The organism is Rothia sp. HMSC068F09, from assembly GCF_001812775.1.
Classification (GTDB): Bacteria; Actinomycetota; Actinomycetes; order Actinomycetales; family Micrococcaceae; genus Rothia; species Rothia mucilaginosa_A.
Map to the genome: position 1 here is coordinate 38576 of NZ_KV810409.1, position 25412 is coordinate 63987.

Annotated in this window: 20 protein-coding genes, 1 tRNA gene and 1 other RNA gene; 13 read left to right on the forward strand and 9 right to left on the reverse strand. The window is 63.1% G+C overall.

Translation table 11 applies throughout. From position 1 onward, the window contains the following. Positions 1-32 precede the first annotated feature (32 nt). Positions 33-536, forward strand: coding sequence for an SRPBCC family protein (locus HMPREF2874_RS00165; RefSeq protein WP_070483353.1), 504 nt, complete (start codon positions 33-35; stop codon positions 534-536). 117 nt (positions 537-653) lie between these two features. Here the strand turns inward: HMPREF2874_RS00165 and HMPREF2874_RS00170 are convergent, their stop codons facing one another. The 6 genes from HMPREF2874_RS00170 to HMPREF2874_RS00195 all read right to left on the reverse strand — a co-directional run bounded on the left by HMPREF2874_RS00170 (position 654) and on the right by HMPREF2874_RS00195 (position 7636). Beyond that, on the reverse strand, positions 654-1340 hold the full coding sequence (locus tag HMPREF2874_RS00170) for a hypothetical protein (RefSeq protein WP_070648306.1): 687 nt from the start codon (positions 1338-1340) through the stop codon (positions 654-656). A 164-nt stretch (positions 1341-1504) separates the two neighbouring features. Then, positions 1505-2635, reverse strand: coding sequence for a phosphoglycerol transferase (locus HMPREF2874_RS00175; RefSeq protein ID WP_070648308.1), 1131 nt, complete (start codon positions 2633-2635; stop codon positions 1505-1507). Positions 2636-2769: 134 nt separating this feature from the next. Then, positions 2770-3294, reverse strand: coding sequence for an acyl-CoA thioesterase (locus HMPREF2874_RS00180; protein ID WP_070648309.1), 525 nt, complete (start codon positions 3292-3294; stop codon positions 2770-2772). A 322-nt stretch (positions 3295-3616) separates the two neighbouring features. Further along, a complete protein-coding gene (locus HMPREF2874_RS00185; protein ID WP_070483347.1) occupies positions 3617-5122 on the reverse strand; it encodes an amino acid permease in 1506 nt (501 codons plus the stop codon). Between the two features lie 216 nt (positions 5123-5338). Next, positions 5339-6796 (reverse strand): amino acid permease, encoded by a 1458-nt coding sequence (locus tag HMPREF2874_RS00190; protein WP_070648311.1) that lies wholly within the window; start codon positions 6794-6796, stop codon positions 5339-5341. 111 nt (positions 6797-6907) lie between these two features. Further along, a complete protein-coding gene (locus HMPREF2874_RS00195) occupies positions 6908-7636 on the reverse strand; it encodes a queuosine precursor transporter (protein ID WP_070648313.1) in 729 nt (242 codons plus the stop codon). A gap of 281 nt (positions 7637-7917) precedes the next feature. On the opposite strand from HMPREF2874_RS00195, the gene HMPREF2874_RS00200 reads away from it, so the two are divergent. Together HMPREF2874_RS00200 and HMPREF2874_RS00205 are read left to right on the forward strand one after the other, a co-directional pair. Then, positions 7918-8886 (forward strand): hypothetical protein, encoded by a 969-nt coding sequence (locus tag HMPREF2874_RS00200; RefSeq protein WP_070648315.1) that lies wholly within the window; start codon positions 7918-7920, stop codon positions 8884-8886. Positions 8887-8994: 108 nt separating this feature from the next. Beyond that, entirely contained in the window at positions 8995-9693 is a 699-nt protein-coding gene (locus HMPREF2874_RS00205) for a TetR/AcrR family transcriptional regulator (RefSeq protein ID WP_070648317.1), read from the forward strand. A gap of 166 nt (positions 9694-9859) precedes the next feature. Here the strand turns inward: HMPREF2874_RS00205 and HMPREF2874_RS00210 are convergent, their stop codons facing one another. From HMPREF2874_RS00210 to ffs, 3 genes are all read right to left on the reverse strand, one after another. Continuing rightward, positions 9860-10189, reverse strand: coding sequence for a type II toxin-antitoxin system VapB family antitoxin (locus HMPREF2874_RS00210; protein ID WP_049333972.1), 330 nt, complete (start codon positions 10187-10189; stop codon positions 9860-9862). Between the two features lie 117 nt (positions 10190-10306). Next, a tRNA-Ser gene (locus HMPREF2874_RS00215) sits at positions 10307-10395 on the reverse strand. Between the two features lie 290 nt (positions 10396-10685). After that, an RNA gene (ffs, locus tag HMPREF2874_RS00220) (signal recognition particle sRNA small type) lies at positions 10686-10782 on the reverse strand. Positions 10783-11019: 237 nt separating this feature from the next. Here ffs and HMPREF2874_RS00225 point away from each other — a divergent pair. The 10 genes from HMPREF2874_RS00225 to HMPREF2874_RS00270 all read left to right on the forward strand — a co-directional run bounded on the left by HMPREF2874_RS00225 (position 11020) and on the right by HMPREF2874_RS00270 (position 25309). Next, positions 11020-13704: a DNA polymerase III subunit gamma and tau gene (locus HMPREF2874_RS00225; protein WP_070648319.1), complete on the forward strand. Its 2685-nt coding sequence runs from the start codon at positions 11020-11022 to the stop codon at positions 13702-13704. 222 nt (positions 13705-13926) lie between these two features. Further along, a complete protein-coding gene (gene recR / locus HMPREF2874_RS00230) occupies positions 13927-15066 on the forward strand; it encodes a recombination mediator RecR (RefSeq protein ID WP_070648320.1) in 1140 nt (379 codons plus the stop codon). 192 nt (positions 15067-15258) lie between these two features. Next, positions 15259-16554: an aspartate kinase gene (locus HMPREF2874_RS00235; RefSeq protein ID WP_049333969.1), complete on the forward strand. Its 1296-nt coding sequence runs from the start codon at positions 15259-15261 to the stop codon at positions 16552-16554. A gap of 243 nt (positions 16555-16797) precedes the next feature. Then, complete coding sequence (locus tag HMPREF2874_RS00240; RefSeq protein WP_070648571.1) at positions 16798-17268, forward strand: helix-turn-helix domain-containing protein; 471 nt, start codon at positions 16798-16800, stop codon at positions 17266-17268. Positions 17269-17392: 124 nt separating this feature from the next. Beyond that, positions 17393-17905: a PIN domain-containing protein gene (locus HMPREF2874_RS00245; protein ID WP_246823725.1), complete on the forward strand. Its 513-nt coding sequence runs from the start codon at positions 17393-17395 to the stop codon at positions 17903-17905. 43 nt (positions 17906-17948) lie between these two features. Then, positions 17949-18899 carry a 3-methyladenine DNA glycosylase gene (locus tag HMPREF2874_RS00250; RefSeq protein ID WP_070648322.1) on the forward strand — a complete coding sequence of 317 codons (951 nt, stop codon included), beginning with the start codon at positions 17949-17951 and terminating at the stop codon, positions 18897-18899. Positions 18900-19021: 122 nt separating this feature from the next. Further along, positions 19022-19273 carry a phosphoribosylformylglycinamidine synthase subunit PurS gene (gene purS, locus HMPREF2874_RS00255; RefSeq protein ID WP_070648323.1) on the forward strand — a complete coding sequence of 84 codons (252 nt, stop codon included), beginning with the start codon at positions 19022-19024 and terminating at the stop codon, positions 19271-19273. Positions 19274-19278: 5 nt separating this feature from the next. Continuing rightward, entirely contained in the window at positions 19279-20091 is an 813-nt protein-coding gene (purQ, locus tag HMPREF2874_RS00260) for a phosphoribosylformylglycinamidine synthase subunit PurQ (RefSeq protein WP_070648325.1), read from the forward strand. 25 nt (positions 20092-20116) lie between these two features. Next, entirely contained in the window at positions 20117-22435 is a 2319-nt protein-coding gene (gene purL / locus HMPREF2874_RS00265; RefSeq protein ID WP_070648327.1) for a phosphoribosylformylglycinamidine synthase subunit PurL, read from the forward strand. Between the two features lie 294 nt (positions 22436-22729). Beyond that, positions 22730-25309, forward strand: a complete 2580-nt coding sequence (locus HMPREF2874_RS00270; RefSeq protein WP_070648329.1) for an HAD-IC family P-type ATPase — start codon at positions 22730-22732, stop codon at positions 25307-25309. Positions 25310-25412: the final 103 nt, after the last annotated feature.

Consider the following 25412-nt stretch of genomic DNA (forward strand, 5'->3'; position numbering starts at 1 on the left):
CGCACAGCCCACGACCTCATCAGGAGAAAACCATGAGCATCACCCGCGTCCCCGACGAGGAGCTCCTCGTCTTCGACCACGAGATTGCCGCACCCATCGAAGACGTCTTCGGCGCGTACATGGACCCCGAGCTGCTGGTCCGTTGGTACGGCCCGGCCGGCTGGCACGTGCGCCCCACCGACGTGGTGCTTGAACCCGTGGTGGGCGGCATGCAGCGCCTGTCCATGATCAACGAGGTGGACCCCTCGGTGTCTTGCATCCTGCAGAGCCGCTTTCTGGCCATCGAGCCCTTCAAGGAGATTGAGTACGCCGAGCAGCTGCCCGATCACCTGGGCAACCCCGGCAGCGTGCTGGTCTACCAGCGTCACCGTTTCTTCCCCGAGACCGTGATTACCGCCGACGGCGTGGGGTCCGGAACCCGTATCGTCGTGGAGATTGGCCCCATGCCTCCCTCGGTTCACGAGGAGGTGCGCACCACCTGGCGTTCGACCTTCGCCCGCCTGGACGACGTGCTCGCCACCCGCGGCGAGGCGTAGACCCCACCGCACGGGCTTCTCGAAATAACATGAGCGCCGCGCTGACGATTCAATCGTCAGCGCGGCGCTCGTGTTGTAGGGTCCGTCTCTTGAATCGCGCGGGCTTTGAGATGCCGGCTAGTTGGTCAGCTTCGCGGTGATGACGGTGTTACCGCCGTCCAGGGACACGCACTCGGGGGTCGCGCGGTCCACGCCGTCGCCCGGCTTCCAGTAGCAGCGTGCCGACATGACGGTACGCTCGCCATTGGCCTTGTCGGTGACCTCGGCGGGGTTCTGTACTACGAACTGGCGAATCAGTTCCTTGGCGAAGAGGCAATCCACCGCGCCCGAAGCCACCTGAATCGTGGCGTCGTGCTTCAGGTATCCGGTGGCCTCCAGGGTGCCGCAGGTGCCTCCCGCGGACTTCACCTCGGAGGAGGAGAGCGAGGCGGTGCTCGAGGGGGCCGAAGAAGCTCGGGCCGTCGAAGAAGCCTGAGCCTGACCGCCGGTCTGCGCGCTCGCGGTAGCCGTAGCGCTTGCGGTCGTGATGGTGCCCGGGGTGACGGTCGCCTCCGCGGTCGCGGTCTGCACCGTTCCGGGGGTCGGGGTGGTTTCTGTGACGGTCACGGTGCGAGTGGGGCTGGGGGTGGGAGTTGCCTTCGCGCTCGTCGCGCTGGGGCTGGGGGTCGCGGTGGTGCTCGGCGAGGCCGAGGTTCCGCCGCCTCCGGAGCAGGCCGCGAGGGCGAGCAGGAGCGTCGCGCCAAGGGCTGCGGGGGCGTATCGTTTCGTCCGGCGATGCGGGTGAGGGGTCTGTGCCGGTTGCATGGTGACCTTTCTGCGTCTTTGGTTCCGGGTTCCTTAACCATTCTAGAACGCCGCCTGTGCGGGGGCTATGCCGCACCTCCACAAGCTATGTATGGGCGGAGGGGGCTCCCGTCATTGCGGGGAGCCCCCTCCGCGATTCGTCACGCCCGGGATCTCACTCCGACCTAGAACTGGCCGCCGCCAATGGGCACCGAGTAGGTTCCGCCGTCGTGGCAGGTCATCACGCCCTCCTCCGGCTCACCGTAGCAGGTAATCTGCTTGCCGGAATCGGTGGGGAACACCGTCACGTTATTCGGTCGCAGCATGAGGGTGTTCGCGGTCGTGCTCTCGGCGTGCAGGGTCGCGGGGGCGACATCCTCCACGCGCTCGTCGTAGGCTCCCGTGGCAAAGTTCATGCGGGTGACGCGCACCGGTGCCGAGAAGGTGCGGCCCACCGCGCCGTTGCCGTCGGTGAGCTGGCCGCCCAGACGACGCTCGCAGGCCAGGGTGGACTCGGCGGGGTTCAGCTCGCAGACGGTGCGCTCGTCGTAGCTCTTGAAGCGGTAGTAGCCGGCACCGGAATCGTAGCGGGCAGGCTCCATGAGGAACGGAATCTCGGGGGCATCCGGGTTCTGCAGGCGAGCCACGAAGGCGGTGTCCTCACCGATGGCGCACTCGGGGGCGCCGCGATCCTCGCGGCGGTTTTCGACCATCTCGTACTGCGGGTTCCAGTAGCAGGTGGCGTCCTGCACCTTCGCGATCTGGTTCTGAGTCAGGTTGTCGTCAGCCCGCGGGGTGGTGACGTATTCGGTCAGCACGTCCAGGGCGTGGGCGCAGTCCACGGTGCCGCGCAGCACCATGATTTCCGCGCCGGTCTTCAGGTAGCCCTTGCGGCCAATGTGCCCGCAGCGCTCGCCGGCGGAGGCGCGTTCGGCCTCCACCTTCTCGGGCGCGCGCGGCGTCTCAGCGGCGGCGGGGCTGGCATCCGCGACGGGGGTTGCCTTTGTCTCAGCAACCGCCGAGGATGCGGAGGGGACGGAATCAGCGGTTGAGGCGGGGGCCGTAGTTTCCGTGACGGTCGGCCTGGTCGTTGCGTGCGGCGTCGGCGTGTTCGGAGTCGGCGTGGCCGTGGAGGAAGGCAGCGGGTGGCGGGTGGGTGAGGCCGTGGCGGTGGGGTTCGGGGAGGACTCGGCGGTGCTCTGGGAGCCGCCGAAGCATCCGGTCAGGGCGAGGAGTAGGACGGCGGCGCATCCGGTGGCGCGCACGGTGCGGCGACCCCAGCCTGCGGGGGCTACCTGAGTGTGGTGAAACGACATTGTTCTCTCCTGGGCTGTACCTTTTGCACCCTTTGCAGAAGGTACCTTAAGCATACGCGTTTCCCGTGAACACCGCCTGAATACGGGCCTGCGCGCAAGCCATCCGGGCTGCGCAGGCCCGTACCCTCCCGCGTTTATTCCTTCGGCAGGAAGGACTTGAGCAGCTCTCGCTGCTCGGGGCTGAGTCGAGTCAGTCGCCCCGCCACGGAGTCCCAGAAGGCCAGCACGGTGAAGGCGCGCACGCACTCGCGCTGATCCACCGGGGAGATAATCGAGTAGCCGATACGCACGGATGCGGCGCTCACCTTTTCCACGCGTGCACGTACGGGCACGGGCTCACCGGTGTAGGGCAGCTGCGCGAGGTAGCGGATGCCGTGCTCGGCGATGAGGGCCTGAACGCCCTCGGGCACCAGGTCGAAAAGCGGGATGGGCGGGTTGGGTGCCACGGTCGGTTTCTGTCCCGAGGAGGGCGGCGGGCCGAAGAGGGCCACGCGGGCCTCCTCCATGATCGAGAGCATGGCAACGTTGTTGACGTGTCCGTAGGCGTCCATGTCGCCCCAGCGGGCGGGGACGTACACGGTCAGCTCATCGGCCGCGGTCGTGGCGACGGAGGCGCCGGCCGCAGAAGTGGTTTTCTGAGGGTTTTCGTGGCTTTGCATGGCTTTAACTCTACTCCTTTCGGAAATACTCCGGAAAATTCACACATAAACACATATTTACATTAAAATCTATGTTCTTCGGAAATTTCACTACTAAAAATATTGGCTCGAATTAAAACGATGAGGCCCGAAAGCTACGATGCTTTCAGGCCTCATCCAACACACAGACATTTGAACGCATACAAGATCATACGGTTCACTATTTATAATAGACCTCTTTCGAGGGCCTGCGTTATTTTTACGGTTATATTACGGCAGAAGCCTTAATCTTCCGTATTTTTCGTTTCTTGACGTTCGCGCCGCGGGAGAACCGCGAGGGGGGTTAGCGTCCCAGCTTTGCCGCGGTCTCGAGGGCGTGGTCGGCGTCGTGCTGCGCCGCGTCGTAGCCCTCCGTCGCCCGCTGCGCCTCCGCAAACGTCTGGTCGTCAATCGTGTGGCTGTGACGGATACGAGCGAAGTACAGCACGCTCAGCACCACGAAGTAGCCCACGCCCACCACGGAGGGAATCGCGGAACCGCGCACCCTAAAGAGCGCCACCCACACCGCGAAAAGCAGAACAATGCCCACGCCGGCGGTGAAGCGTCCACCCCACAGGCGGAACCCGTGCGCGGCGGGCTCAACGCGCTTGTACACGATGTAGGCGAAAAGAATCAGAACCCACACGGTCAGCGCGCACACCATAATCACAAAAATCATGGAGAGGAACGCCTCCTTGGGGCTGTACAGCGCCAGCAGAATAGCAATCACCATGCCGCTGGTCGACAGCCACACGGCACGCGCAGGCACACCCGCGCGGTTCACCCCGGCCAGCGGTCGAGGAGCCATACCGTCAACCGCCAGGGAGTGCAGCAGACGCGCGCCGGCGTACAGGTTCGCGTTCGCGCTCGACAGGGCCGCAATCAGAACCACAAAGTTCACGAAGTGCGCCACGCCGTGCACGCCCAGCTGTTCAAAGACCAGAACGAACGGGGAAGCATCCACAGCGTCGCCCAGGCCCGATGCCGAACGCCACGGAATAACGGCCACCACAATCAGCACGGCCAGCACGTAGAAGGTCGCCAGGCGAATCATCATCGCCTTCGCCGAGGAACGCACCGAACGGGAGGGATCCTTCGCCTCCGCAGCAGAGATCGAGATCATCTCAATACCGCCGAAGGAGAACATCACCACGGCCAGCGACAGCCACACCGACTCCGGGCCGTTAGGCATGAAACCGCCGTCATTGAAGAGGTTTGCGGTACCCACCGCGGCGTGGCCGGGCAGGCCGAAGAAAATCAGGCACAGGCCCACCAGCAGGAAGGCCACAATCGAAATGACCTTAATTGAGGAGAGGAAGAACTCCAGCATGCCGAAGGACTTCACGCTCGTCAGGTTCAGCACAATCAGCGCCGCGCCGAATGCCGCGATGCCCACCCACAGCGGCAGCTGCGGCCACCAATAATTCAGGTAGGTCGCCACCGACACGAGCTCCACGCCGGCAATCAGCACCGTCGCCGTCCAGTAGGCGATGCGCGTCAGGAATCCCGCGAAGGGCCCCAGGTAACGGGTCGCGATCGTGCCGAAGCCGCCACGCACCGGGTAGCGAATCGCCATTTCACCGGTCGCCGCGCCAATCACCGAAGCGAGCGCCGAACCGATGGCGTAGGTCAGAATAACCGCGGGGCCGGCCATGGCAATCGCGGTGCCCGACCCCAGGAAAAGGCCGGTGCCGAGAGCCGAACCCATCACGATCATGGTCATCTGCCCGTGGGACAGGGAACGCTTAAGGGTTCGAGGCTCGGCGGTTCCCGCGGCGACGGGGCCGCGGGTGCTGTCATTGTGGGACACGGCTGTGCCTTCCTTCAGTACGCCCGAGGGCGTGATGTGTGCTGTGTGCTCGCGCTGCAGAAACCGAGGGGTCAAAACCGCTGGGTCGCGGGCGCGAATAATTCCATTGTACGGGTGCCGGTTCGCACGTCCTGCGGCAGAGGCGGGAGCTACCGGATGCGACGGGGCGCCGCGGCTCTTGCCCGCGACGCCCCATCCTATAACCTCAACTTGAGACTAAGACTCGGTGGCTCGGGTCTGTAGCTCCTCGGCCTCGTGCATTGCATCCAGGTCGGGGCGCTTGAACCCGCCCAGGCGGCGCGAGGCAATCACGTAGCCGATAGAAATCAGCACGAAGAAGACCACGCCCACCATGATGGATTCCTGCACGCCCGAGCCGTCCAGCATGAACAGGGCCACCAGGGTGCCCAGCACGCCCACCAGGGCCAGCCCCGCCGTCAAGCGGCCGCCCAGCACCGTGAAGGAGGAGGCATCCCCCTGGTCCTTCTTGTAGGCCTGGTAGGTCAGCAGAATCATAATCCACACAATCAGTATGCACAGGGTCACCAGAGCCATCAGCAGGGCAAAGATGTTACCGATCTTGGCCACGGCCATCACGGTCGCCACGACAACGCCGGTGAAGGAAATCAGCAGGGCCACCATCGGCACGCCGCGGGAGGTCGTGCGGGCCGCAACCGAGGGGGCCATCTTATCGGCACCCAGGGCGTGCATCAGACGGGTTGCCGCGTACAGCGAGGCGTTCGCACCCGACAGGGCTGCCACCAGCACCACAAAGTTCATGATGTCGGCCGCGAAGGGAATACCCATCTCTGAGAAGACCATCACGAAGGGGGACTCGGTCAGGTCAGAGTTCTGCGCCGCCGTCTGCCACGGCACCAGGCACAGAATAATCGCCATGGACACCACGTAGAAGGTGGACAGACGCCAAATCATCGCCTTCACGCTGGAGGCCACCGAGCGGGCGGGATCCTTCGCCTCCGCGGCGGAGAGCGAAATCATCTCAACACCGCCGAAGGAGAACATGACCACGGCCATCGAAATCCAAATCGACATGGGGCCGTTCGGCAGGAAACCGCCGTCGTTGACAAGGTTCTGCACGCCCGCAGCGCCGTGGTTCGGCAGGCCCACGAACACCAGCAGCAGGCCAATCACCATGAACACGATGACCGCAGATACCTTAATCGAGGAGAGCAGGAACTCCAACGCGCCGAAGGACTTCACGCTCACCAGGTTCAGTACCAGGATTAGCACGCCAAAGAACGTCACAGAAGCCCACAGGGGAATCTGCGGGAACCAGAACGCCACGTAATGACCCACGGCCACCAGCTCGGCACCGGCCAGCGGCACGGTGCAGGCCCAATAGGCCCAGCGGGTGATGTAGCCGCTAAACGGGTTCAGGTAGCGGCTCGCAATCGTTCCGAAGCCACCCTGAACAGGGTGACGCACGGACATCTCGCCCGCGCAGGCGGCGATAATCGCCGCAATCATCGAACCAATCGCGTAGGAGACAATAGCGCCCGGGCCCGCAATCTTAATCGCGGAGGATGAGCCCAGGAACAGACCCGTACCCAGCGCCAAGCCCATCGCAATCATGGTCAGCTGACCGTGGGACAGGGAACGACTCAGGGAGTCGCCCTTCGACTGCTCAGAGGTATTCTCCCGCAGTATAGACATAACGTGTCGCTTTCGTTAGGAATGCTGTGTATCGAAAAATGAAGTGTGAATAGAGGAAGGCCGCCCGAACAAAACGATCGAGCGGCCCCGTGCGTCAGTCCGGTGTCGGGGCTAGGCCACGTACTCCAGCTCGTGACGCTTAAACCAGCCGATGACCGGGTAGCTAATGGGCATGAGGATAACCTCAACCAGGCACTTGTAGACGTAGCCGACCAGCACGTAGTTCACGAAAGCCTCGGGGGTCTCGATGCCGAGCACCGGAGCCGCAATCGAGCAGAAAATCAAGGTGTCAACCAGCTCTCCGACCAGGGTGGAGACAATCATGCGCAGCCACAGGAAACGACCCTTGGTAGCCTTCTTCATGGACACCATGACCCAGGCGTTCAGGGTCTGACCGCACAGGTAGCCGAGCAGAGAGCCGGCGTAAATCTGCCACACAGGACCCAGAACGGCCTCAAAGGACTTCTGGTTCTCGTAGAATCCCGCGGCCGGCAGGTACATGATGACCAGGAAGCACACGGCGGCAAAGGCGGCTGCCACGAAGGAAGCCACGATGGCGCGGCGAGCGCGCTTGAAGCCGTACACCTCGGAGAGCAGGTCGCCAATCACGTAGGCCAGGGGGAAGAGGAAGAAACCGCCGTCGGTCACGATGGTGTTACCGATGACAGGCAGATCGAAGGGCAGCGGGCCGAACTCCACGCCCTTGGTTGCGCCAATATTCGAGATAATCAGGATGACGCAGGATGCAGCCAGCAACAGATCAAAGTAGCCGCGACGACCGGCCCACGGCACCTTCACGGTGCTCGTCTGAGCCTTCGACTCGCTAACGGGTTTAGCCATAACTCTCCCCAGGTTCTTTCTCATGCGTTGTGTTTCTAGTGGTGGTTGTGTGGTGGGTTGACCACCGTAAACTTCAAATGCGGCACGTGGACCGCGTTCGGTGGGCTCGTCTGCCACCCGAGCCTCTCTAATAGTACCCATATACCGTGCGCCGGGCAGGTTGGGGGCCGCCCGCGCTAAAGTTCGGACGCTCGGGCGCAGCCGCGCCATGCGCCTCCGGGGCGTCTCGGCCCGCGGCGAGAGGTGGCGTCCGGCTTCGAGGCTCTGCCTACAATGGAGCCATGAAGAGGTTGAGCCACCGCCTGCGTCGTCCGCTGATCCACCGCAACCAGCGGCGGCTCAGCGCGCACATTCCGCGGTTGCATCCGCTCCTCCCCCGCGCGGCGCGCCTGGTTCGAGCGGCCGCCACGGTATTTGAGCCGCTCGTACTCGCCTCTTCGGAGATTGTGGGTTACCGCCCGTTCTCGCACCGAGGGCGCACTATCTACTACCGCGTGGATAACCTCAACCTGCTCAGCAACCCCGCTACCGGCCGGGCGCCCGGGCTGCTCCTCTACTTCGACGGCGACCACATCTCACGCGCCGGAAGCCGCCTGCTTCGCCGCCGCTCTTCCCTGCGCGCTGAACTGGCGCAGGTGGCGGCTGAGTTCAATATGCTGTCGGTGCCGGTGCTGTCGCCGGGTAGTCTGCGGGAGCCGCGCCTTACCGACACCGATTCTTATGCGCCTCCGCTGACCTATAACTGGTGGGTTCGTGCCCGCTCAAACGGCAGGATGGTTCGCGCCCTGATTGAGGAGATTTCCTTGGCGTACGGGGTGGATATGAGCCGCGTCTGGCTTGCGGGCTATTCGGGTGGTGCGGAGTTCCTCAGCTATGAGCTGCTGTCGCACGATATTGACTGGCTTCACGGTGGCGGTGCCACCTTCATTGGTGGAGGCGGCGCTGACGGCATACCTGCGCGGGTGCGTGAACAGGCTGCGCTGAGTCCTTCCTCGCATGAGGATCTGCTGATGAGCTGGCACGTGGGTGTTTTGGATGGGCGTTCCCCTTCGGCTCGGCGGCGCATGGCGACGAGCACTGAGGGTAGCTGGTCGGCGCGTATTGCGGCGCAGGAGGGTATCGCCTTCTACGAGGCGCTCGGCGCGCGCACGGCCCTGCAGGTGACTCCGGGGCGTGGCCATACGGGGTATCCGATTGCGTCGTTGGTGGGTGCGGATTTGGCGACGGCGACGCGTTTGGGGTTCCTGTAGGGGCTTGTTTTTGTCATAAACGCGAAAATTCGCATGGATTATGCAAATTTCTTGGTGACACATTCGATATATTCGTCATTTGCTGACATTCTGCGGTAAGGTGTCACTATGCCACGTATTTCTGCAGCCACCAACGCCGCCCAGCGCGAGAACACCAAGCGCGCCATCCTGGACTCTTTCGGCGAGATTCTTTACACCCGAGGCCTGCCCGGCCTGACCATGACCGACGTCGCCAAGAACGCGGGCATCGGCCGCACCGCCGTGTACAACTACTTCGCCGACATGGGTGAACTACTGGTCGCCTACGCCCTGGACGAGACCGAACGCTTCCTCAAGGAGCTACGCGAAGGTCTGGAGGGCATCGAGAACCCCATCGACCAACTGGCCGTGTACATCCGCCTGCAGATCAACGACCTGGCGCGCCGCCACCTGCCCCCGGGCCCGGCCATGCGCTCCATGCTCTCCCCCGAGTCCTACGCGAAGCTCGGCAAGCACGTGCAGGAGTTGCAGATGGTCCTGGCGAACATCCTTTCGGCGGCCATCGCCGAGAAGTACATTCCGCAGAACGATATCCGCGAGCTGGCGATGCTGGTGCACGGCTCGCTTTCTTCGAGCGCGGGACGCACCGAGGACGCGCCGGACGAGCAGACCCGAGAGCACCAGATTCTCAACACGATTCGCTTTATTCAGATGGGTCTGGGCGCCCGCTTCGATACCGAGGGCAACCCGGTACGCCTGGACTCCGAGGAACTCGCGCCCCAGTTGGCCCTCGCGCAGGACGACTCCGGCCAGAAGGATGCCGCGTAGGCCCCTTTCTACCGCGGTGGCGTGTTCGACGGAGTTCCGTCGCGCAGATATACGTTAAAACTTTAAAACGCAGGTGCCGAGCCGTTCATAGAATGGCTCGGCACCTGCGTTGTACGGTTCTGCGGGCAACCGCGCGGTCCGGGCTCGGAAAGCCGCCCGGCGTTGCCTAGTTGCGGGCCCCGGGCAACAGCGCCGGTGAGATGGAGTCCAGGTCGAGCACCCGCGCGTACATGACGGCGCGGCGGTGCAGGGCGTTGCGGAGCGCGCGGTGCACACCGTCCTCCAGGTAGAGTTCGCCGCCCCATTTGACCACGTGCGGGAAGAGGTCGCCGTAAAAGGTGGAGTCCTCGGCCAGGAGCGTTTCAAGGTTGAGGGTCTTCTGGGTGGTGATGAGGGTGTCGAGACGCACCTGCTGCGGCGCGATACCGCCCCAGTCGGCGTGGGTCATGCCGTGCTGGGGATAGGGGCGGCTGTCGCCTACTTTTTTGAAAATCATGGTGGTGCTTTCTGCAGGTTTGCGGGCGCCCGGCGGCGCGGGCCCGTTGGGGCTCTGAGGAAATAGTAGCAAGGGTGCAAAAAATCCCCGGCCTTAGAATCTAAGACCGGGGATCGGTGGCGGAGGATGGGGGATTTGAACCCCCGAGGGCTGTTAACCCAACACGCGTTCCAGGCGTGCGCCATAGGCCGCTAGGCGAATCCTCCAGCTATGTTCCCTGCGCATTGCGTAGGCAACGAATAAGACTTTACTACAGGTTTGCGATGCCGCGCAAGCTTTATGAGGGAAAAGTAATAGAAAGCACATTACTGCTGAGCGTGGCGGGTATCCGACTGCCTACGCACCCGTTTTTGGGCATGAAAAAACCTCTTACGCACCCGCTGAAACCCAGGATTCCGAGCGAGCGAGGATATAAATCCTGGGTTGAAGCCGTCGAACGACAGTGAGACGGACATGACGGGTGCGCGTTCTCAGGAGAAAGGCTTGTTTTCGGGCATAGAAAAACCTCTTACGCACCCGTCATAGCTCGAATACCCTTGCTACCTTCCGGTCCTGGGGGAGTTTTCCAAGATAACGCCACGTAAGAGGCAAGAACCAGTGTACCGGATTTTTGGCGCGTTGGGAACTCGGGGCGAACGCGCGGTGGTTGCGGGCCGGCGCATCCTCGCGGCACCCGGTCGCGCACCCTTGAACAGAGCCCGTGCAAACACCGCACCCGAACCTCCGGCGGGGGTTCGCCGGGCGGTGACGGCGGGCCGCTCGGGCGCGGGGTAAAGCGTCTAAAATGGTAGGGACTGTCCTATCCGCATCCCCGAGCTTAAGAGGTTGCCGTGAGCACTGCCCTTTATCGTCGTTACCGCCCCGAGACCTTCGCCGAGGTCATCGGGCAGGAGCAGGTTACCGTGCCCCTCATGACGGCCCTGGAGAAGAACCGCGTCAACCACGCCTACCTTTTCTCCGGACCGCGCGGCTGCGGTAAGACCACCTCGGCCCGTATTCTGGCGCGCTGCCTGAACTGCGCGCAGGGCCCGACCCCCACCCCGTGCGGCGTATGCGATTCGTGCCGTGAGCTTTCGCGTGACGGCGGCGGTTCCCTCGACGTGATTGAGATGGACGCGGCGAGCCACGGCGGTGTGGACCACGCCCGTGACCTGCGCGAGCGCGCGACCCTGGCGCCGGTGCGTGACCGCTACAAGATTTTCATTATTGACGAGGCCCACATGGTCACCCGCGAGGGTTTTAACGCCCTGCTGAAGATTGTGGAGGAGCCGCCGGAGCACGTGAAGTTCATCTTCGCGACGACCGAGCCGAATAAGGTGCTGGGCACGATTCGTTCGCGTACCCACCACTACCCGTTCCGCCTGGTGCCGCCGGAGATTCTTTTGCCGTATCTGCAGTCCCTGTGCGACCAGGAGCAGGTGGCGGTGGAGCCGGGCGTGCTGCAGCTGGTGATTCGTGCCGGCGGTGGCTCGGTGCGTGATTCGCTGTCGATTCTTGATCAGCTGATGGCTGGTGCGTCCTCCGAGAAGGGTATTGAGTACGACCTTGCGGTGGCCCTGCTGGGCTACACGCACGCCCAGTTACTGGATGAGGTCGTAGAGGCGCTGGGTGCCAGGGAGGCGTCAACGCTGTTTGGCGCGGTGTCTCGCGTGGTGGCAACCGGTCAGGATCCTCGCCGTTTTGTGGAGGACCTGCTGGAGCGTCTGCGCGATTTGATCGTGGTGAAGGCCGTTCCGCAATCGGCCGCGCAGATTCTGCAGGGTGTTCCGCAGGATCAGCTGGAGCGCCTGGCCGCTCAGGCTCAGGCGCTGACCGAGCGTGAGCTGACCCTGGCGGCGGGAACCGTCAACGATGCGCTGAACGGTATGACGGGCACCGCTAACCCGCAGCTTCAGCTGGAGCTGCTGTGCGCCCGCCTGCTTCTGCCGGTGGAGGAGGGCTCGGCGAACGGCGCGGAGGTTGCGGCGCTGGCCTCGCGCCTGCAGGTGTTGGAGCGTCGCGTGGCCGCCGGTGGTTCTGCCCCGGCGAGCGCGCAGACCGGTTCTCAGGCCCCGGCGGGTATGTCGGCCGCGCGTGCGGCGGGCATGGCTGCGGCAGGCCTGACCCCTAAGACTCAGGCGCCTAATGCGCAGGCTCCTAGCGCCCCGGATCAGGAGGCGGCTCAGCAGGGCGTTTCTCAGCAGGCGGGGGCGGGTGCTCCCCCACTGACCGGTGGGCCGCTTAGCTCTGCGCCCCTGGCCCCGGCAACGCAGGCACCTTCGACTCGGGTTCCTGCCGCTCCGCTTGGTGCGCCCCTGGCGGGCACCACCCCGGCGGCACCTAATGCTCCGGTGGCGCCGAGTGCCCCGGCTTCCCCTGCAGCTGATGCCGCTCCGGAGGGCACTCCCTCAGCACCTTTGAAGCTTAATCCGAATGACCCGCTGTCGGCGGTCCAGGGCAATTGGCGTGCCATCCTTAACCGAATGAGCGTTCCGGGTTCCGCGGAGCAGCTGGCGAAGGTTTACCCCGCCCGCATGGAGGGCACCGTGCTCTACGTGCGCGCCGACATCGCAACCCTGCGCGCGGTCAAGGGCTACGTCCCCGAGCTGACCGCCCGCGTGAGCGAGTTCCTGCGCGGCCCCGTGACGATTCACGCCGAGGTCGTCAAGCCCGGCGAGCCCCTCAAGCCGGGCGCCCCTGTACCCCAGCGGGAGGCTCAGCCCGCCGCGCCGCAGGCTCCCCAGCAGCCCACCGCACCCCTGGCGGAAGGTCCCCGCGGCGGTGAGGATGCGTGGCGTCGCCACGGTCAGCCAGTGAACGACGCCGCGGCTCCGGCAGCCACCAGCGTGGATGCGCCCCTGGGCGCCTGGGACGTGGCACCCATCCCGCAGAGCGAGGAGGCTACGCCCGCGGCCGCCGTGGGGCCCTCCCCCGCAGAGCCTTTCCCCGCCCAGGTGCCTCCGGCCCAGCCTGAGTCGAGCCCCCACGCAGGACCGCTCTCTCAGCCCGGCACGGATGCTCCGGCCGGCGGCTTTGGTGAGCGCGATTCCTTCGCGGCCTCCGGCAGCCGGGTTCCGCAGGAGGTCCCCGGTCGTAGCGATGCGCAGGAGCCTCCGTTCGAGGACGAGCCGCCCTATGATGCGGATCCCTCTTACGACGAACCGGCCGAGGCAATGCCCGCGGCTCCCGAGGCGGCGACCTCCGAGGCGGTATCTCCCGAAACCTCCGTAGCGGCCCCCGCGGCTGAGCCGATTGCACCCGCCGGCCCCCTGGCCGCCGGTCCTCTGGCGGCGGGACCGCTGGCCCCGGCGCCGGCCAATGAGTCGGCTGCTGAACCGGTTACCGAGCCCGAGCCTCCCGCCGAGCCCGCCTCATCCGAGGTGGTGCCCGCGAAGCCCGTGCACGTCGTGACCGAGGAGGACTACATCTCGGAGGACGACGAGAAGGTCGAAAACAGCACCTTCATCGGCCTGCGAGCCATCGAGAAGATTATTGGCGGCACCGTCATCGACGAGCGCCCCCTGCACCAGGGCTAGACCCCCAAGGGCACGCGTTTCGGTCCGTCGTTCCGATGAGCCGCCCAACGCGTCCAACGCACCCGCTGGCGCCGAGAATGACAGGAATTTTCGGCGCCGGCGGGCATTTTTCTGCCCGAATCCCCGTTAAGCTGTCAGGGGGTTGGGCCACACTGGTACCGAAGCGGCCCCAACGCGGAGTATCCTAGACACTCACCGCGGACCACGGCAGATTGGAGAAGCATGTACGAGGGTGCAGTACAAAACCTCATTGACGAGCTCGGACGCCTCCCCGGCGTGGGCCCCAAGTCGGCTCAGCGCATCGCTTTTCATATCCTGAACGCTGACGCCGCCGATATGGCGCGCCTGGCCAACGCGATTTCCACGGTGAAGACCAGCGTGAGCTTCTGCGAAGAGTGCGGCAACGTTTCCGAGACGAAGCTGTGCCCCATCTGCCGCGATGAGCGCCGCGACCCGTCGGTGCTGTGCGTGGTCGAGGAGTCCAAGGACGTCGTGGCCATCGAACGTACCCGTTCCTTCACCGGCCGCTACCACGTGCTCGGCGGGGCCATTAACCCGCTGGCGGGCGTGGGCCCGGAGCAGTTGCGCATCCGCGAGCTGGTATCCCGCCTGGCCGATGAGCGTATCCAAGAAATCATTCTGGCCATGGATCCGAACCTTGAGGGTGAGGCGACCGCGACCTACCTGTCGCGCATGCTCGTGCCGCTGGGTGTGCGCCTGTCGCGCCTCGCCTCGGGTCTGCCGGTGGGCGGCGACCTGGAGTATGCCGACGAAATCACCCTGGGTCGCGCGCTGGAGGGTCGCCGCGTGATCAGCGAGGGCACCGCCGCGGTTCACACCGCCGCCGAGGATTTTGAGCGGGCTAACCGCGAGGAAGAACAGGAGCGCGAGCAGGCCGCCGCGGTGCGTGCCGAGGAGGCGAAGCAGAGCCGCCGCCGCTGGAACTCCAGTATGTTCGACGACCTGGAGGCACCGGGCGCTCCCGCCGGTGAGGCTCCCGCGCCCGCCGGAGTGCAGGCCACGGTGGATGAGCAGCTCATCGAGCGGGTCCTGCAGGACGGCGGGGAGGCTCCGGCCGCCGAAAACGGCGAGGCTGAGGCCCCCGAGGCCGAACCCACCGCCAAGGAACCCGCAGCAAAGAACGCCGAAACGCCCGAAAGCCCCGAGGACCCCACCGTTTCCAAGGGCCCCGCCGCTTCCGCTGCCTCCGAGAACCCCGAAGAGCCCGAGGAGGCTCACGAGGTGTTCCGCAGCGCCGACTACGAGGAGCGCATCCGCTCGATTCAGAACGCCCCGTTACGCACCCCGAAGCCGGACGTCCCGCCGCTGCCGGGCGTGACTTACGTGAACCCGTGGACCTAGCCTTCCACCACTAGTACGTGCGCGGTAGGGTTCGCGCTCCCGGGCCCGCCACGGCCCGCGTAACATTCGGTAATATTCCACAAGTCAATACACACGGCTGGCAAGTTAGCCGCCCGGCCTGAACGCCGTCTACTATAGGTGAGGAGCCGGCGCTCTGCCGGCGGCACAGATATAACAGACCTGGAGAATTCTATGAGCCTGATCGTCCAAAAGTTCGGCGGTTCCTCCGTAGCGGATGCGGAGGGCGTCAAGCGCGTAGCCCGCCGCGTCGTGGACACTCAGAAGGCAGGTAACGATGTGGTCGTCGTGGTGTCCGCTATGGGTGACACCACCGATGAGCTGCTCGACCTTGCCGCAGAGGTCACCAGCAATGTCGTTCCCTCGCGTGAGCTGGACATGCTGCTGACCGCCGGTGAACGCATTTCGACCGCCGTCCTGTCGATGGCCATTAACGACCTGGGCGCTAAGGCGCAGTCCTTCACTGGTTCGCAGGCTGGCATGATTACCGACGGCGTGCACGGTTCGGCGCGCCTCGTGGAGGTTCGCCCCGATCGCATCCGTGAGTCCGTCGAGGCCGGAAATATCGCGATTGTGGCCGGTTTCCAGGGCATGAACCGTCAGAGTGGCGACATTACGACCCTGGGCCGCGGCGGTTCCGATACGACCGCCGTTGCGCTGGCCGCCGCGCTGAACGCCGATGTGTGCGAGATTTACTCGGACGTGGACGGCGTGTTCACCGCCGACCCGCGCATCGTGCCGACCGCGCACAAGCTGGATACCATCACCAGCGAGGAGATGCTGGAGATGGCGGCGAACGGTGCAAAGATTCTGCACCTGCGTAGCGTCGAGTATGCTCGTCGTTTTAACTTGAAGCTTCACGTGCGTTCTTCGTTCTCGGACCTTGAAGGCACTATCGTGGTTCCGGAGGAGTCCGCGGAACTGACCCCCATTCATCTGAAGGAGATTCCCTTGGAGCAGCCCCTGATTTCCGGTGTCGCGCACGATCGCACCCGCGCAAAGATTACCGTTGTTGGCGTTCCGGACGTTCCCGGTTCGGCCGCTAAGGTGTTCGGCCTGATTAACGAGGCGAAGGTAAACCTGGACATGATCGTTCAGAACGTTCCCACCGACCGCCCCGGCGTGACCGATATTTCCTTCACCCTGAACCAGGCGCAGGGCCCCACCGCGCTGAAGGCGCTGGAGGATGCCAAGGCTGAGCTGGGCTTCCAGGAGGTTATTTACAACGAGTCGGTCGGCAAGCTGTCGCTGGTTGGCGCGGGCATGAAGACCAACCCCGGCGTTTCGTTCACCTTCTTCGAGGCGCTGTCCTCGGCGGGCGTGAACATCGACATGATTTCGACCTCTGAGATTCGTATTTCGGTGATTACTGAGCTGAGCAAGCTGGATGAGGCCGTTCGCGCGGTGCACACCGCGTTCGGCCTGGACACCGAGGGCGAGGCTACCGTGTACGGTGGCACCGGCCGCTAGGGTTGAGAGGGTTAGCTCGTTCGCGAGCTGTACGCTTCGGTAAGGGGCGGCGCCGGTTTGGTCCGGCGCCGCCCCTCCCTTTTATCAGTGCACAGGTGAAATAACTGAAATGCTTTACAGTTATTTCAGATAGGGGTAGGGTTGTATCAACCGTGGATGAGCCTCTCACCGAATGATATTCACCCCACCGGCGTGGCATCTTCGGACGTTGGCTCTGCCGGCAACAGCACCAAGGAGAAGATAATGACCACAACCCTAACCACCCCTCTGGAGGAAGATACCCTCAATCAGGCTCGCGCAGAGGCACGGGAAATCCTTAAGAACTCTGAAGAAACCACCATTGAGCTGACCGTTTCGGGCCGAGAAAGCCAGCAGCTTGGCGATGCCCTCAACCAGGTCATTCAGCATGTCCTGCATGCCCTGGCTAACGGGCAAAGTATCGATGTTCAGGTTGTCCCTCACGATTTGACGACGACGATTGCGGCGCAGCGCATCGGTGTTTCCCGCCCGACACTCATGAAGGCTATTCGTTCTGGTGACCTTCCGGCGCATAAGGTGGGTACCCATTTCCGTATCCGTACTGAGGATGCTGACGCTTTCCGCAAGGAGCTACTCAAAAAGACTGTTTCACAGAAGGAGCAAGCCCTCAAAGAGCTCTGGGAGCTCGAGGAGGAACACGGCTTTGTTGATACCCTCGGAGGGCCCGCATGGTAGCCGCCGAATACCCTGTTTTGCTGGGTACAAATATTCTGATGTCCAAGACTCTCGGGATTGGATTTTATTGTTGGCGGTGAAGAGTGAATACGAGTTCTTTACGCCTCACGTCTCCAGCGGAATTATGGATGAGTTTGGCTACCACGTTCGTCGAGCCAATCCAGCGATAAGCGACGCCGTCATTGAAAACTGGAAGCAACAAATCATTAAGTCCTGCATCTCATGCATCTCCGGGTTTCCTGTTGAAGCTCCTGCTTCCTTCCCCGATACGGACGATCTTCACGTGCATGCCGCAGCCCAACATGGCGGCATGCACGCGCTGGTCACCGATGACCGTAAACTGCTCGGCTATGCTTCAACGGAAGAAGCTCAGAATGTCCAAAATTACGAGACGCTCAGCGCTGATGATTTTCTGATGCAGATTACCGAATACACCCACCCTTCTCTCTTCGCACAGGTTTATCTCGTCCAGGAATCTTATGCTCGTTCTAAGGGGTTCACGGAGATTGATATTCCTCGCGCACTTGAACGGGCTGGGGCGGGTCAATTTGCCCGTTATCTCCGGACTGTGGTGATTAATAGCCCACAGTTTGTCGATTTTGAACGTGAGTTTTACGCACCACCTTCCGGTGGGTAGATTCCACGCCATACCTTGTCGCGGCATCGTTTAGGCTAGAAGCATGAGTAGTGTTGTGTTTTCCCAGGTGATGGATGCCCGTCAATGGCGTGCTGCCGCAGCCGCCCACGAGGTGCGCGCCGGCCGCTACGCCGACCCCTTTGCGCAGCGTCGCGCCCTCCACGAGGTGCACCCCGTTGAGGACTTCCTCTTCACCTACTACACTCTCAAGCCCGGCCAGTTCAAGCGCTGGCACCCCGGCGCCGGCATCATTCTGCTGGACGCCCCCGAGCGCGCCTCCTGGCGTTTTTACCGACCCGCAACCGAACAGGAGCTCCTTGACGCTGGCTGCACCCCCGAGCAGGCGCGCGCCCAGGCGGAGTCCGCCTCCGCCGTCACCGTGGACGTCACCGACTTCGTGGAGCGCCGTGCCACCGCCCTCGCCTTCACCCACGAGATTCTGCGCAATACGGCCGCAAAGAAGGGCCAGTTCGGTTGCTTCGGCATGCACGAGTGGGCGATGGCGTACAAGTCGGTGGAGAACAATATCCGCCACGACTACTTGGAATTGCGCCTGGGTGCGGAGGGCACGGACCGGGTGGTGGAAAGCCACCGCATCCGCTGCTCGCACTTTGACGCGTTCCGTTTCTTCATGCCGCAGGCGGCGCCGATGAACGAGCTGCAGCCCACCCGTGAGACGCAGCGCGTGTTGGAGCAGCCGGCGTGCCTGCACGCGAACATGGACGTGTACAAGTGGGCGTACAAGCTGCTGCCGCTGGTTGATTCAACTCTGGTCATGGATTGCTTCGACCTGGCCTGGGACGCTCGCGAGCTGGACATGCGCGCGGCCCCCTACGAGATTCGAGCGTGGGGCTACGAGCCGATTCCCGTGGAGACTGCCGAGGGTAAGGCAGAGTACGTGCGTATTCAGCGTGAGCTGTCCGAGCGTTCGATTGGCCTGCGCGAGCGCCTGCTTGCGGTGTGCGAGCGCTATCTTCCGCCCCTCGAGGCGTAAAAGACGTGATTCGAGCCTCTTAGGGCATCCACCAACCGAACGCATACCCCCGTTACGGTCGTTAGTACGGTAAGATGAGATACGGCTCATACAGAACCCACGCACCCAAGGAGTGCCCACACATGGCCCGTATTGTTGTTGATGTTATGCTCAAGCCCGAAATTCTTGACCCGCAGGGTAAGGCTATTTCTCACGAGCTGCCCCGTATCGGTGTTGATTCCTTCGTGGATGTTCGCCAGGGTAAGCGCTTCGAGCTGACCGTCGAGGGTGAGGCTACTGAGGAGCACCTCGCAGCTGCCCGCAAGGCTGCTGAGGAGCTGCTGTCCAACCCCGTGATTGAAAACGTCGTGAACGTTTCGGTTCTGGAGGACTAAGACCTATGGCAGAGTCCCTCGCACCTACTGAAGTCCCCCTGGTTGGCGACTTTTCTACTTCCGCTCCGAACCCCGCCTTCGCCGATGCACGCGTTGGCGTGGTGACTTTCCCCGGCACTCTGGATGACCGTGACGCCGCACGTGCTGTCCGTCTGGCTGGCGGTACCGTCGTTGAGCTGTGGCACGACGACGCTGATCTGAAGAATGTTGATGCCGTCATTATTCCCGGTGGTTTCTCCTACGGTGACTACCTGCGTGCCGGCGCTATTGCTGCGAAGGCTCCCGTGATGCGTTCGGTGATTGATGCCGCTAACGCTTCGGGTACCTCCGGTTCTTCGCCCCTGCCTGTTCTGGGTATTTGCAATGGTTTCCAGATTCTGACCGAGTCTCACCTGCTGCCCGGTTCGATGATTAAGAACGATCACCGCAAGTTCATTTGCCGTGACCAGACCCTGCGTATTGAGAACAACACCACCTCCTGGACCAGCAACTACGCTGCCGGCCAGGAGATTGTTGTTCCTCTGAAGAACCAGGACGGCCAGTACGTTGCGGATGCTAAGACCCTGGAGGCCCTGGAGGCTGAGGGTCGCGTGGTGTTCCGCTACGTTGGCTTCAACCCGAACGGTTCCCGTAACGATATTGCCGGCATTACCAACGAGCGCGGTAACGTGGTCGGCCTGATGCCGCACCCGGAGCACGCTGTGGAGCCGGGCTTCGGTCCTTCGTCCTCCGGTTTCGGTTCGGTGTCCCTGCGCGGTGGCGCCGATGGTCTCGGCGTGTTCACCTCGGTTCTTTCCAACCTGATTAACGCCCGCTAAAGCACGACAAGGATTCTAAGAAGTTATGAGCGAAAAGCAGTTTAACCTCGACACCGTCGAGCATGCGGCAGCTACCCCGGACACCGAACTCCCCTGGGCCGAGCTGTGCCTGAAGGAGAACGAGTTCGAGGATATCAAGGAGATTCTGGGCCGCCGCCCCACCGCGGCTGAGCTGGCAATGTACTCGGTCATGTGGTCCGAGCACTGCTCCTACAAGTCTTCTAAGGTTCATCTGAAGCAGTTCGGTGCGAAGGTCACCGAAGAGATGAAGAAGGACCTGATGGTCGGTATCGGTGAGAACGCCGGTGTGACCGACATTGGTGACGGCTGGGCCGTGACCTTCAAGATTGAGTCCCACAACCACCCCTCGTACGTGGAGCCCTACCAGGGTGCCGCTACCGGTGTGGGCGGTATTGTGCGTGACATTATTTCGATGGGTGCCCGCCCGATTGCGGTGATGGACCCGCTGCGTTTCGGCGCGATTGATCACCCCGACACCGCTCGCGTGGTTGGCGGCGTGGTGGCCGGTATCGGTGGCTACGGTAACTCCCTGGGCCTGCCGAACATCGGTGGCGAGGTCGAGTTCGACTCCTGCTACCAGGCAAACCCGCTGGTCAACGCGCTGGCTGTGGGCATCATGCGTCACGAGGACATCCGCCTGGCAAACGCATCGGGCGTGGGCAACAAGGTTGTCCTCTTCGGTGCGCGCACCGGTGGCGACGGCATCGGCGGTGCGTCGGTGCTGGCTTCGGAGTCCTTCGACGACACCAAGCCCTCGAAGCGTCCCGCCGTTCAGGTGGGCGACCCCTTCGCTGAGAAGGTTCTGATTGAGTGCTGCCTGGAGCTGTTCAAGGGCTCCGTGGTTGAGGGTATCCAGGACCTGGGTGCCGCGGGTATTTCCTGCGCAACCAGCGAGCTGGCTTCTAACGGTGAGGGCGGCATGCACGTCGACCTGACCAAGGTTCTGCTACGTGACCCCACCCTGACTCCGGGCGAGATTCTGATGTCTGAGTCTCAGGAACGCATGATGGCCGTTGTCTCCCCCGAGAACGTGGAGCGCTTCGAAGCGATCATGAACAAGTGGGGCGTGGAGTACTCCTTCCTCGGTGAGGTCACCGACTCCGGCCGCCTGGTCATCGAGTGGGACGGCGAGGTCATCGTGGATGTTGACCCCCGCACCGTCGCACACGACGGCCCCACCTACGAGCGTCCTTACGCACGCCCCGAGTGGCAGGACGACGTCCAGGCTAACCACTTCACCGGTTCGGCTGCTGACGATTCCCGCCCGCGCGGTAAGGAGCTGGGCGAGGCGCTGAAGGCGTTCATGGCATCCCCGAACATGTGCTCCAAGTCCTGGATTACCAACCAGTACGACCGCTACGTTCAGGGCAACACCGCCCTGTCCATGCCGGACGACGGCGGCGTGGTGCGCGTGGACGAGAACACCAACCTCGGTGTTGCTCTGGCGACCGACGCCTCCCCGCGTTTCGCCTACCTGGATCCGTACGAGGGTGCTCGCGCGTCCCTGGCTGAGGCGTACCGCAACGTTGCGACCGTTGGTGCACGCCCCGTGGCTGTGTCTGACTGCCTGAACTTCGGTTCCCCCGAGGATCCGGACGTCATGTGGCAGTTCGCCGAGGCTGTTCGCGGCCTGGCTGATGGCTGCATGGAGCTGGGTGTTCCGGTGACCGGCGGTAACGTGTCCCTGTACAACCAGACCGGTGGTAAGGCTATTAACCCGACCCCCGTGGTGGCGATGATGGGTGTGATGGATGACGTCACCCGCCGCACCCCGTCGGGTTGGGCTCCCGAGCACGATGGCCAGGCCATCTATCTGCTGGGCACCACCCGCGATGAGCTGGACGGCTCCGAGTGGGCTCGTTTCAAGGGCCACCTGGGCGGTCTGCCCCCGAAGGTTGATCTGGCTCTGGAGCGTCAGCTCGGCGACATGCTGGTGAACATGTCTCGTGACGGCATGATTGATGCCGCTCACGACGTATCTGCTGGTGGTCTGGCTGCGGCTCTGGTGGAGGCCTGCCTGCGTTTCAACACCGGTGCCCGCATTGGTCTGGGTGAGGTTGCTGAGCGTGACGGTCTGGACCTGTTCACCCTGCTGTTCTCGGAGTCCCTGGGCCGCGTTGTGGTTTCGGTTCCGCGTTCTGAGGAGGTGCGCTTCAAGGATATGTGCACCGCTCGCCAGTTCCCCTTCGCACGTATTGGTGTGGTGGATGCTGAGTCGAACGCTCTGGATTTCCAGGATGAGGTTTCCATTGACCTGGATGAGCTGCGTGCAGCTCACGAGGGTACTCTTGCAGCTCACTTCGGTGAGGTTGCCAAGGGCTAACACCCAAGATGGTTAACGCTTGAGAGGGGCGGATGCTTGTGAAAGCATCCGCCCCTTCGTGTGTGCTCGGTGGACGGTTCAGGCTCATGTATAGCATCTGCTCTTCCCACCTCAATATATTCCAATATTCATATATATAAATTCCCGTTCGTTATGCTGGCAACTATCAGTTGATTAACAGGTGCGGGATTATCTTTATCCCCGCCCGCACCGATACACTGAAAGGTAGCGCCCCTCGGACCCCGGTCGGTTGAACGGCGCCCCTAGAGACCCCTTCGAGAAAGAGACCCCTGCATGGACCCTCAGCAGCCTCACGAGCAGAGAACAACCGCGAGTGCTGTCGCCGGATACGTTCCCGAGTACTCCGAAGCGGCGCATAGCGGCTCCTTTGATATAGCCCAGCACGGCCTCACCAGCGATGACGTTGCACGCCTGACGGCTGAGGGTAAGGTCAATACCCAGAACACGAAGTCTTCTCGCACGCTGTGGAGCATTATGCGTGCGCACCTGTTCACAGTCTTCAACTTTGTGTTGGGCGCCTGCGGTGCCGTGGTGATTGTGTACCAGCGATGGGCGGATCTCCTCTTCCTGGGGGCTGTGATCGCTAACGTGGTCATCGGTTTCGTGCAGGAGTACAAGGCAAAGCTGGAGCTGGACCGCATCTCCCTGCTGGACCGCTCCCCCGCAACCGCTGTGCGCGATGGCAAGACCGTCGAGGTTCCCATGGAGCAGCTGGTGGAGGGCGACGTGGTGGTCCTCAAGCGCGGCGATCAGGTTCCCGCCGATGCCGTGGTGCTCACCTCCGATTCGCTGGAGCTGGACGAATCCCTGCTGACCGGCGAGAACGACCCGATTGCGAAGCGCCCGGGCGACATGGTGCTCTCGGCCTCGAGCGTACTCGGTGGTACCGGTCGCGTGTTGCTCTCTCACGTGGGTGCGAACTCGCGAGCCAGCAAGATTTCCGACGAGGCGCGCCAGTTCTCGCGTATCCAGTCTGAGTTGCGCGATGCCCTGAACCTCGTGGTCCGCTGGATTACGATTGGTCTGGCCGTCATTATTCCGGTGGTTCTGTGGGGTCAGATTCGCGCCGCCGGTGGCCTGGAGGCCGTGGAGCAGAACCACATGTGGGAGCAGGTGTCTATCGCCGTGGTCTCTTCGGTGGCTTCGATGATTCCGCAGGGCCTGGCGCTGATGACCACCCTGGCCTTCGCCGCGGCAGCCGTGGCTCTGGGCCGCAAGCACAATATCCTGGTGCAGGAGCAGCCTGCGGTTGAGGTGCTGGCTCGCGTTGACGTGGTCTGCTTCGATAAGACCGGCACGCTGACCGAAGGTGGCGTGATTTTTGATTCGGTGCGTCCCCTGACCACCGAGGCGGTGGCTGAGGGCCCCGACGCTGACTCTGCCGAAAACACCTCCTGGCGTGCCTCCCTGCCGACCGGCTGGAACGAGGCGCTGTCGTGGTTCGGCCACGATGAGAACGCAAATCCGACCGCCGCAGCGCTGACCGGCGGCTTCCCGCAGGCTTCCTCGGCTACCGTCAGCGGCATCGTGCCGTTCTCGTCGGCGCTGCGTTTTAGCGCGATTGAGTTTAAGGATTCGGGGGCCTGGCTGCTGGGCGCCCCGGAGGCGCTGCTCGCCAAGGGCACCGCCGAGCGCGAGCGCGCCGCCGAGCTAGCGGCTCTGGGTCTGCGCACGATGGTGCTGGCCCATGCCGCGGCCGTGGTGCGTAACGAGAAGGGTGAGCCCGTCCAGAAGATTCCGGCGGACGCTACCCCGGTTCTGTTCGTGATTTTCCGCGAGAACGTGCGCGCGGACGCCCCGGAGATTGTGGAGTACTTCCACCGTCAGGGTGTGACGCTGAAGGTCTTCTCGGGTGATAACCCGTTCACGGTTGCCGCCGCCGCAAAGACTGCGGGTATGGACACCTCCGCCGGCGCGGTTGATGCTTCTACCCTGCCCGAGGACGGTCCGGAGCTTGCTGAGGCGGCCGCGACCCACAATATTTTCGGTCGTGTGTCGCCCGAGCAGAAGAAGAACATGGTCATTGCTCTGAAGGAACGCGGCCATGTGGTGGCGATGACCGGTGACGGCATTAATGACGCTCTGGCGCTCAAGCATGCAAGCTTGGGTATTGCGATGGGTAACGCGGCTCCTGCGACGAAGGCTGTTTCTCGTCTGGTTCTGCTGGACGGTAAGTTCTCGTCTCTGCCGGCTGCGCTGGAGCAGGGCCGTCAGGTCATTACGAACATTGAGATGGTGGCGAACCTGTTCCTGACGAAGACCGGTTTCGCGATTCTGCTGGGCGTGGTGTTTGGCCTGTTCGGCTGGGTGTTCCCCTTCCTGCCGCGCCAGTACTCGACCGCTGACTTCCTGATTGTGGGTGCGTCTTCCTTCGCGTTGACCCTGCTGCCGAACTCGCGCCGCTACGTGCCGGGCTTCTTGCGCCGCGTGCTGAACTACACGGTTCCGAACTCGATTATTGTGGTGGCCATGCTGCTGCTGGTGACGGCCGCTTCGCTGTGGATGCACATCGGCGATATCCGCCAGGTGCAGACGGCTTCGTTCATTACCCTGGTCATGATGGGCCTGTGGAACCTGGCCGCCGTGGCCCGCCCGCTGAACCGTGCCCGTGTGCTGCTCTTCGGTGCGCTGCTGGCGGTGTTCTTCGCGGCGCTCTTCGTGCCGATCCTAGTGGAGTACCACCAGTTCGTTACTGTGCTTCCGCACCTGCTGTGGACTGCAATTGGTGCCGGTGCCCTGGGCGCGGCTCTGATTGAGGTGAATGCGCATCGCAACCGCCGCTGGCAGAAGCGCCACTACCCCGATCTTGAGGTGGCCTCGCTGAGCTTCGTCCCGAAGAAGACCGCGAAGTAGTTCGTTGCCCTACCCAGGGTAGCCCCGGCTGGGACTTTTGGAGGGCCCCGTATTCTCGTTTCGAGGATGCGGGGCCCTCCGCGCTTTGTGCCTTTACCCGTCG

Excerpts from the sequence above, each read along its gene's own strand:
- HMPREF2874_RS00165 (WP_070483353.1), top strand. The coding sequence starts at position 33 with ATGAGCATCACCCGCGTCCCCGACGAGGAGCTCCTCGTCTTCGACCAC.
- HMPREF2874_RS00170 (WP_070648306.1), bottom strand. The coding sequence starts at position 1,340 with ATGCAACCGGCACAGACCCCTCACCCGCATCGCCGGACGAAACGATAC.
- HMPREF2874_RS00175 (WP_070648308.1), bottom strand. The coding sequence starts at position 2,635 with ATGTCGTTTCACCACACTCAGGTAGCCCCCGCAGGCTGGGGTCGCCGC.
- HMPREF2874_RS00180 (WP_070648309.1), bottom strand. The coding sequence starts at position 3,294 with ATGCAAAGCCACGAAAACCCTCAGAAAACCACTTCTGCGGCCGGCGCC.
- HMPREF2874_RS00190 (WP_070648311.1), bottom strand. The coding sequence starts at position 6,796 with ATGTCTATACTGCGGGAGAATACCTCTGAGCAGTCGAAGGGCGACTCC.
- HMPREF2874_RS00195 (WP_070648313.1), bottom strand. The coding sequence starts at position 7,636 with ATGGCTAAACCCGTTAGCGAGTCGAAGGCTCAGACGAGCACCGTGAAG.
- HMPREF2874_RS00200 (WP_070648315.1), top strand. The coding sequence starts at position 7,918 with ATGAAGAGGTTGAGCCACCGCCTGCGTCGTCCGCTGATCCACCGCAAC.
- HMPREF2874_RS00205 (WP_070648317.1), top strand. The coding sequence starts at position 8,995 with ATGCCACGTATTTCTGCAGCCACCAACGCCGCCCAGCGCGAGAACACC.
- HMPREF2874_RS00210 (WP_049333972.1), bottom strand. The coding sequence starts at position 10,189 with ATGATTTTCAAAAAAGTAGGCGACAGCCGCCCCTATCCCCAGCACGGC.
- recR (WP_070648320.1), top strand. The coding sequence starts at position 13,927 with ATGTACGAGGGTGCAGTACAAAACCTCATTGACGAGCTCGGACGCCTC.
- HMPREF2874_RS00235 (WP_049333969.1), top strand. The coding sequence starts at position 15,259 with ATGAGCCTGATCGTCCAAAAGTTCGGCGGTTCCTCCGTAGCGGATGCG.
- HMPREF2874_RS00240 (WP_070648571.1), top strand. The coding sequence starts at position 16,798 with ATGACCACAACCCTAACCACCCCTCTGGAGGAAGATACCCTCAATCAG.
- HMPREF2874_RS00245 (WP_246823725.1), top strand. The coding sequence starts at position 17,393 with ATGGATGAGTTTGGCTACCACGTTCGTCGAGCCAATCCAGCGATAAGC.
- HMPREF2874_RS00250 (WP_070648322.1), top strand. The coding sequence starts at position 17,949 with ATGAGTAGTGTTGTGTTTTCCCAGGTGATGGATGCCCGTCAATGGCGT.
- purS (WP_070648323.1), top strand. The coding sequence starts at position 19,022 with ATGGCCCGTATTGTTGTTGATGTTATGCTCAAGCCCGAAATTCTTGAC.
- purQ (WP_070648325.1), top strand. The coding sequence starts at position 19,279 with ATGGCAGAGTCCCTCGCACCTACTGAAGTCCCCCTGGTTGGCGACTTT.
- purL (WP_070648327.1), top strand. The coding sequence starts at position 20,117 with ATGAGCGAAAAGCAGTTTAACCTCGACACCGTCGAGCATGCGGCAGCT.
- HMPREF2874_RS00270 (WP_070648329.1), top strand. The coding sequence starts at position 22,730 with ATGGACCCTCAGCAGCCTCACGAGCAGAGAACAACCGCGAGTGCTGTC.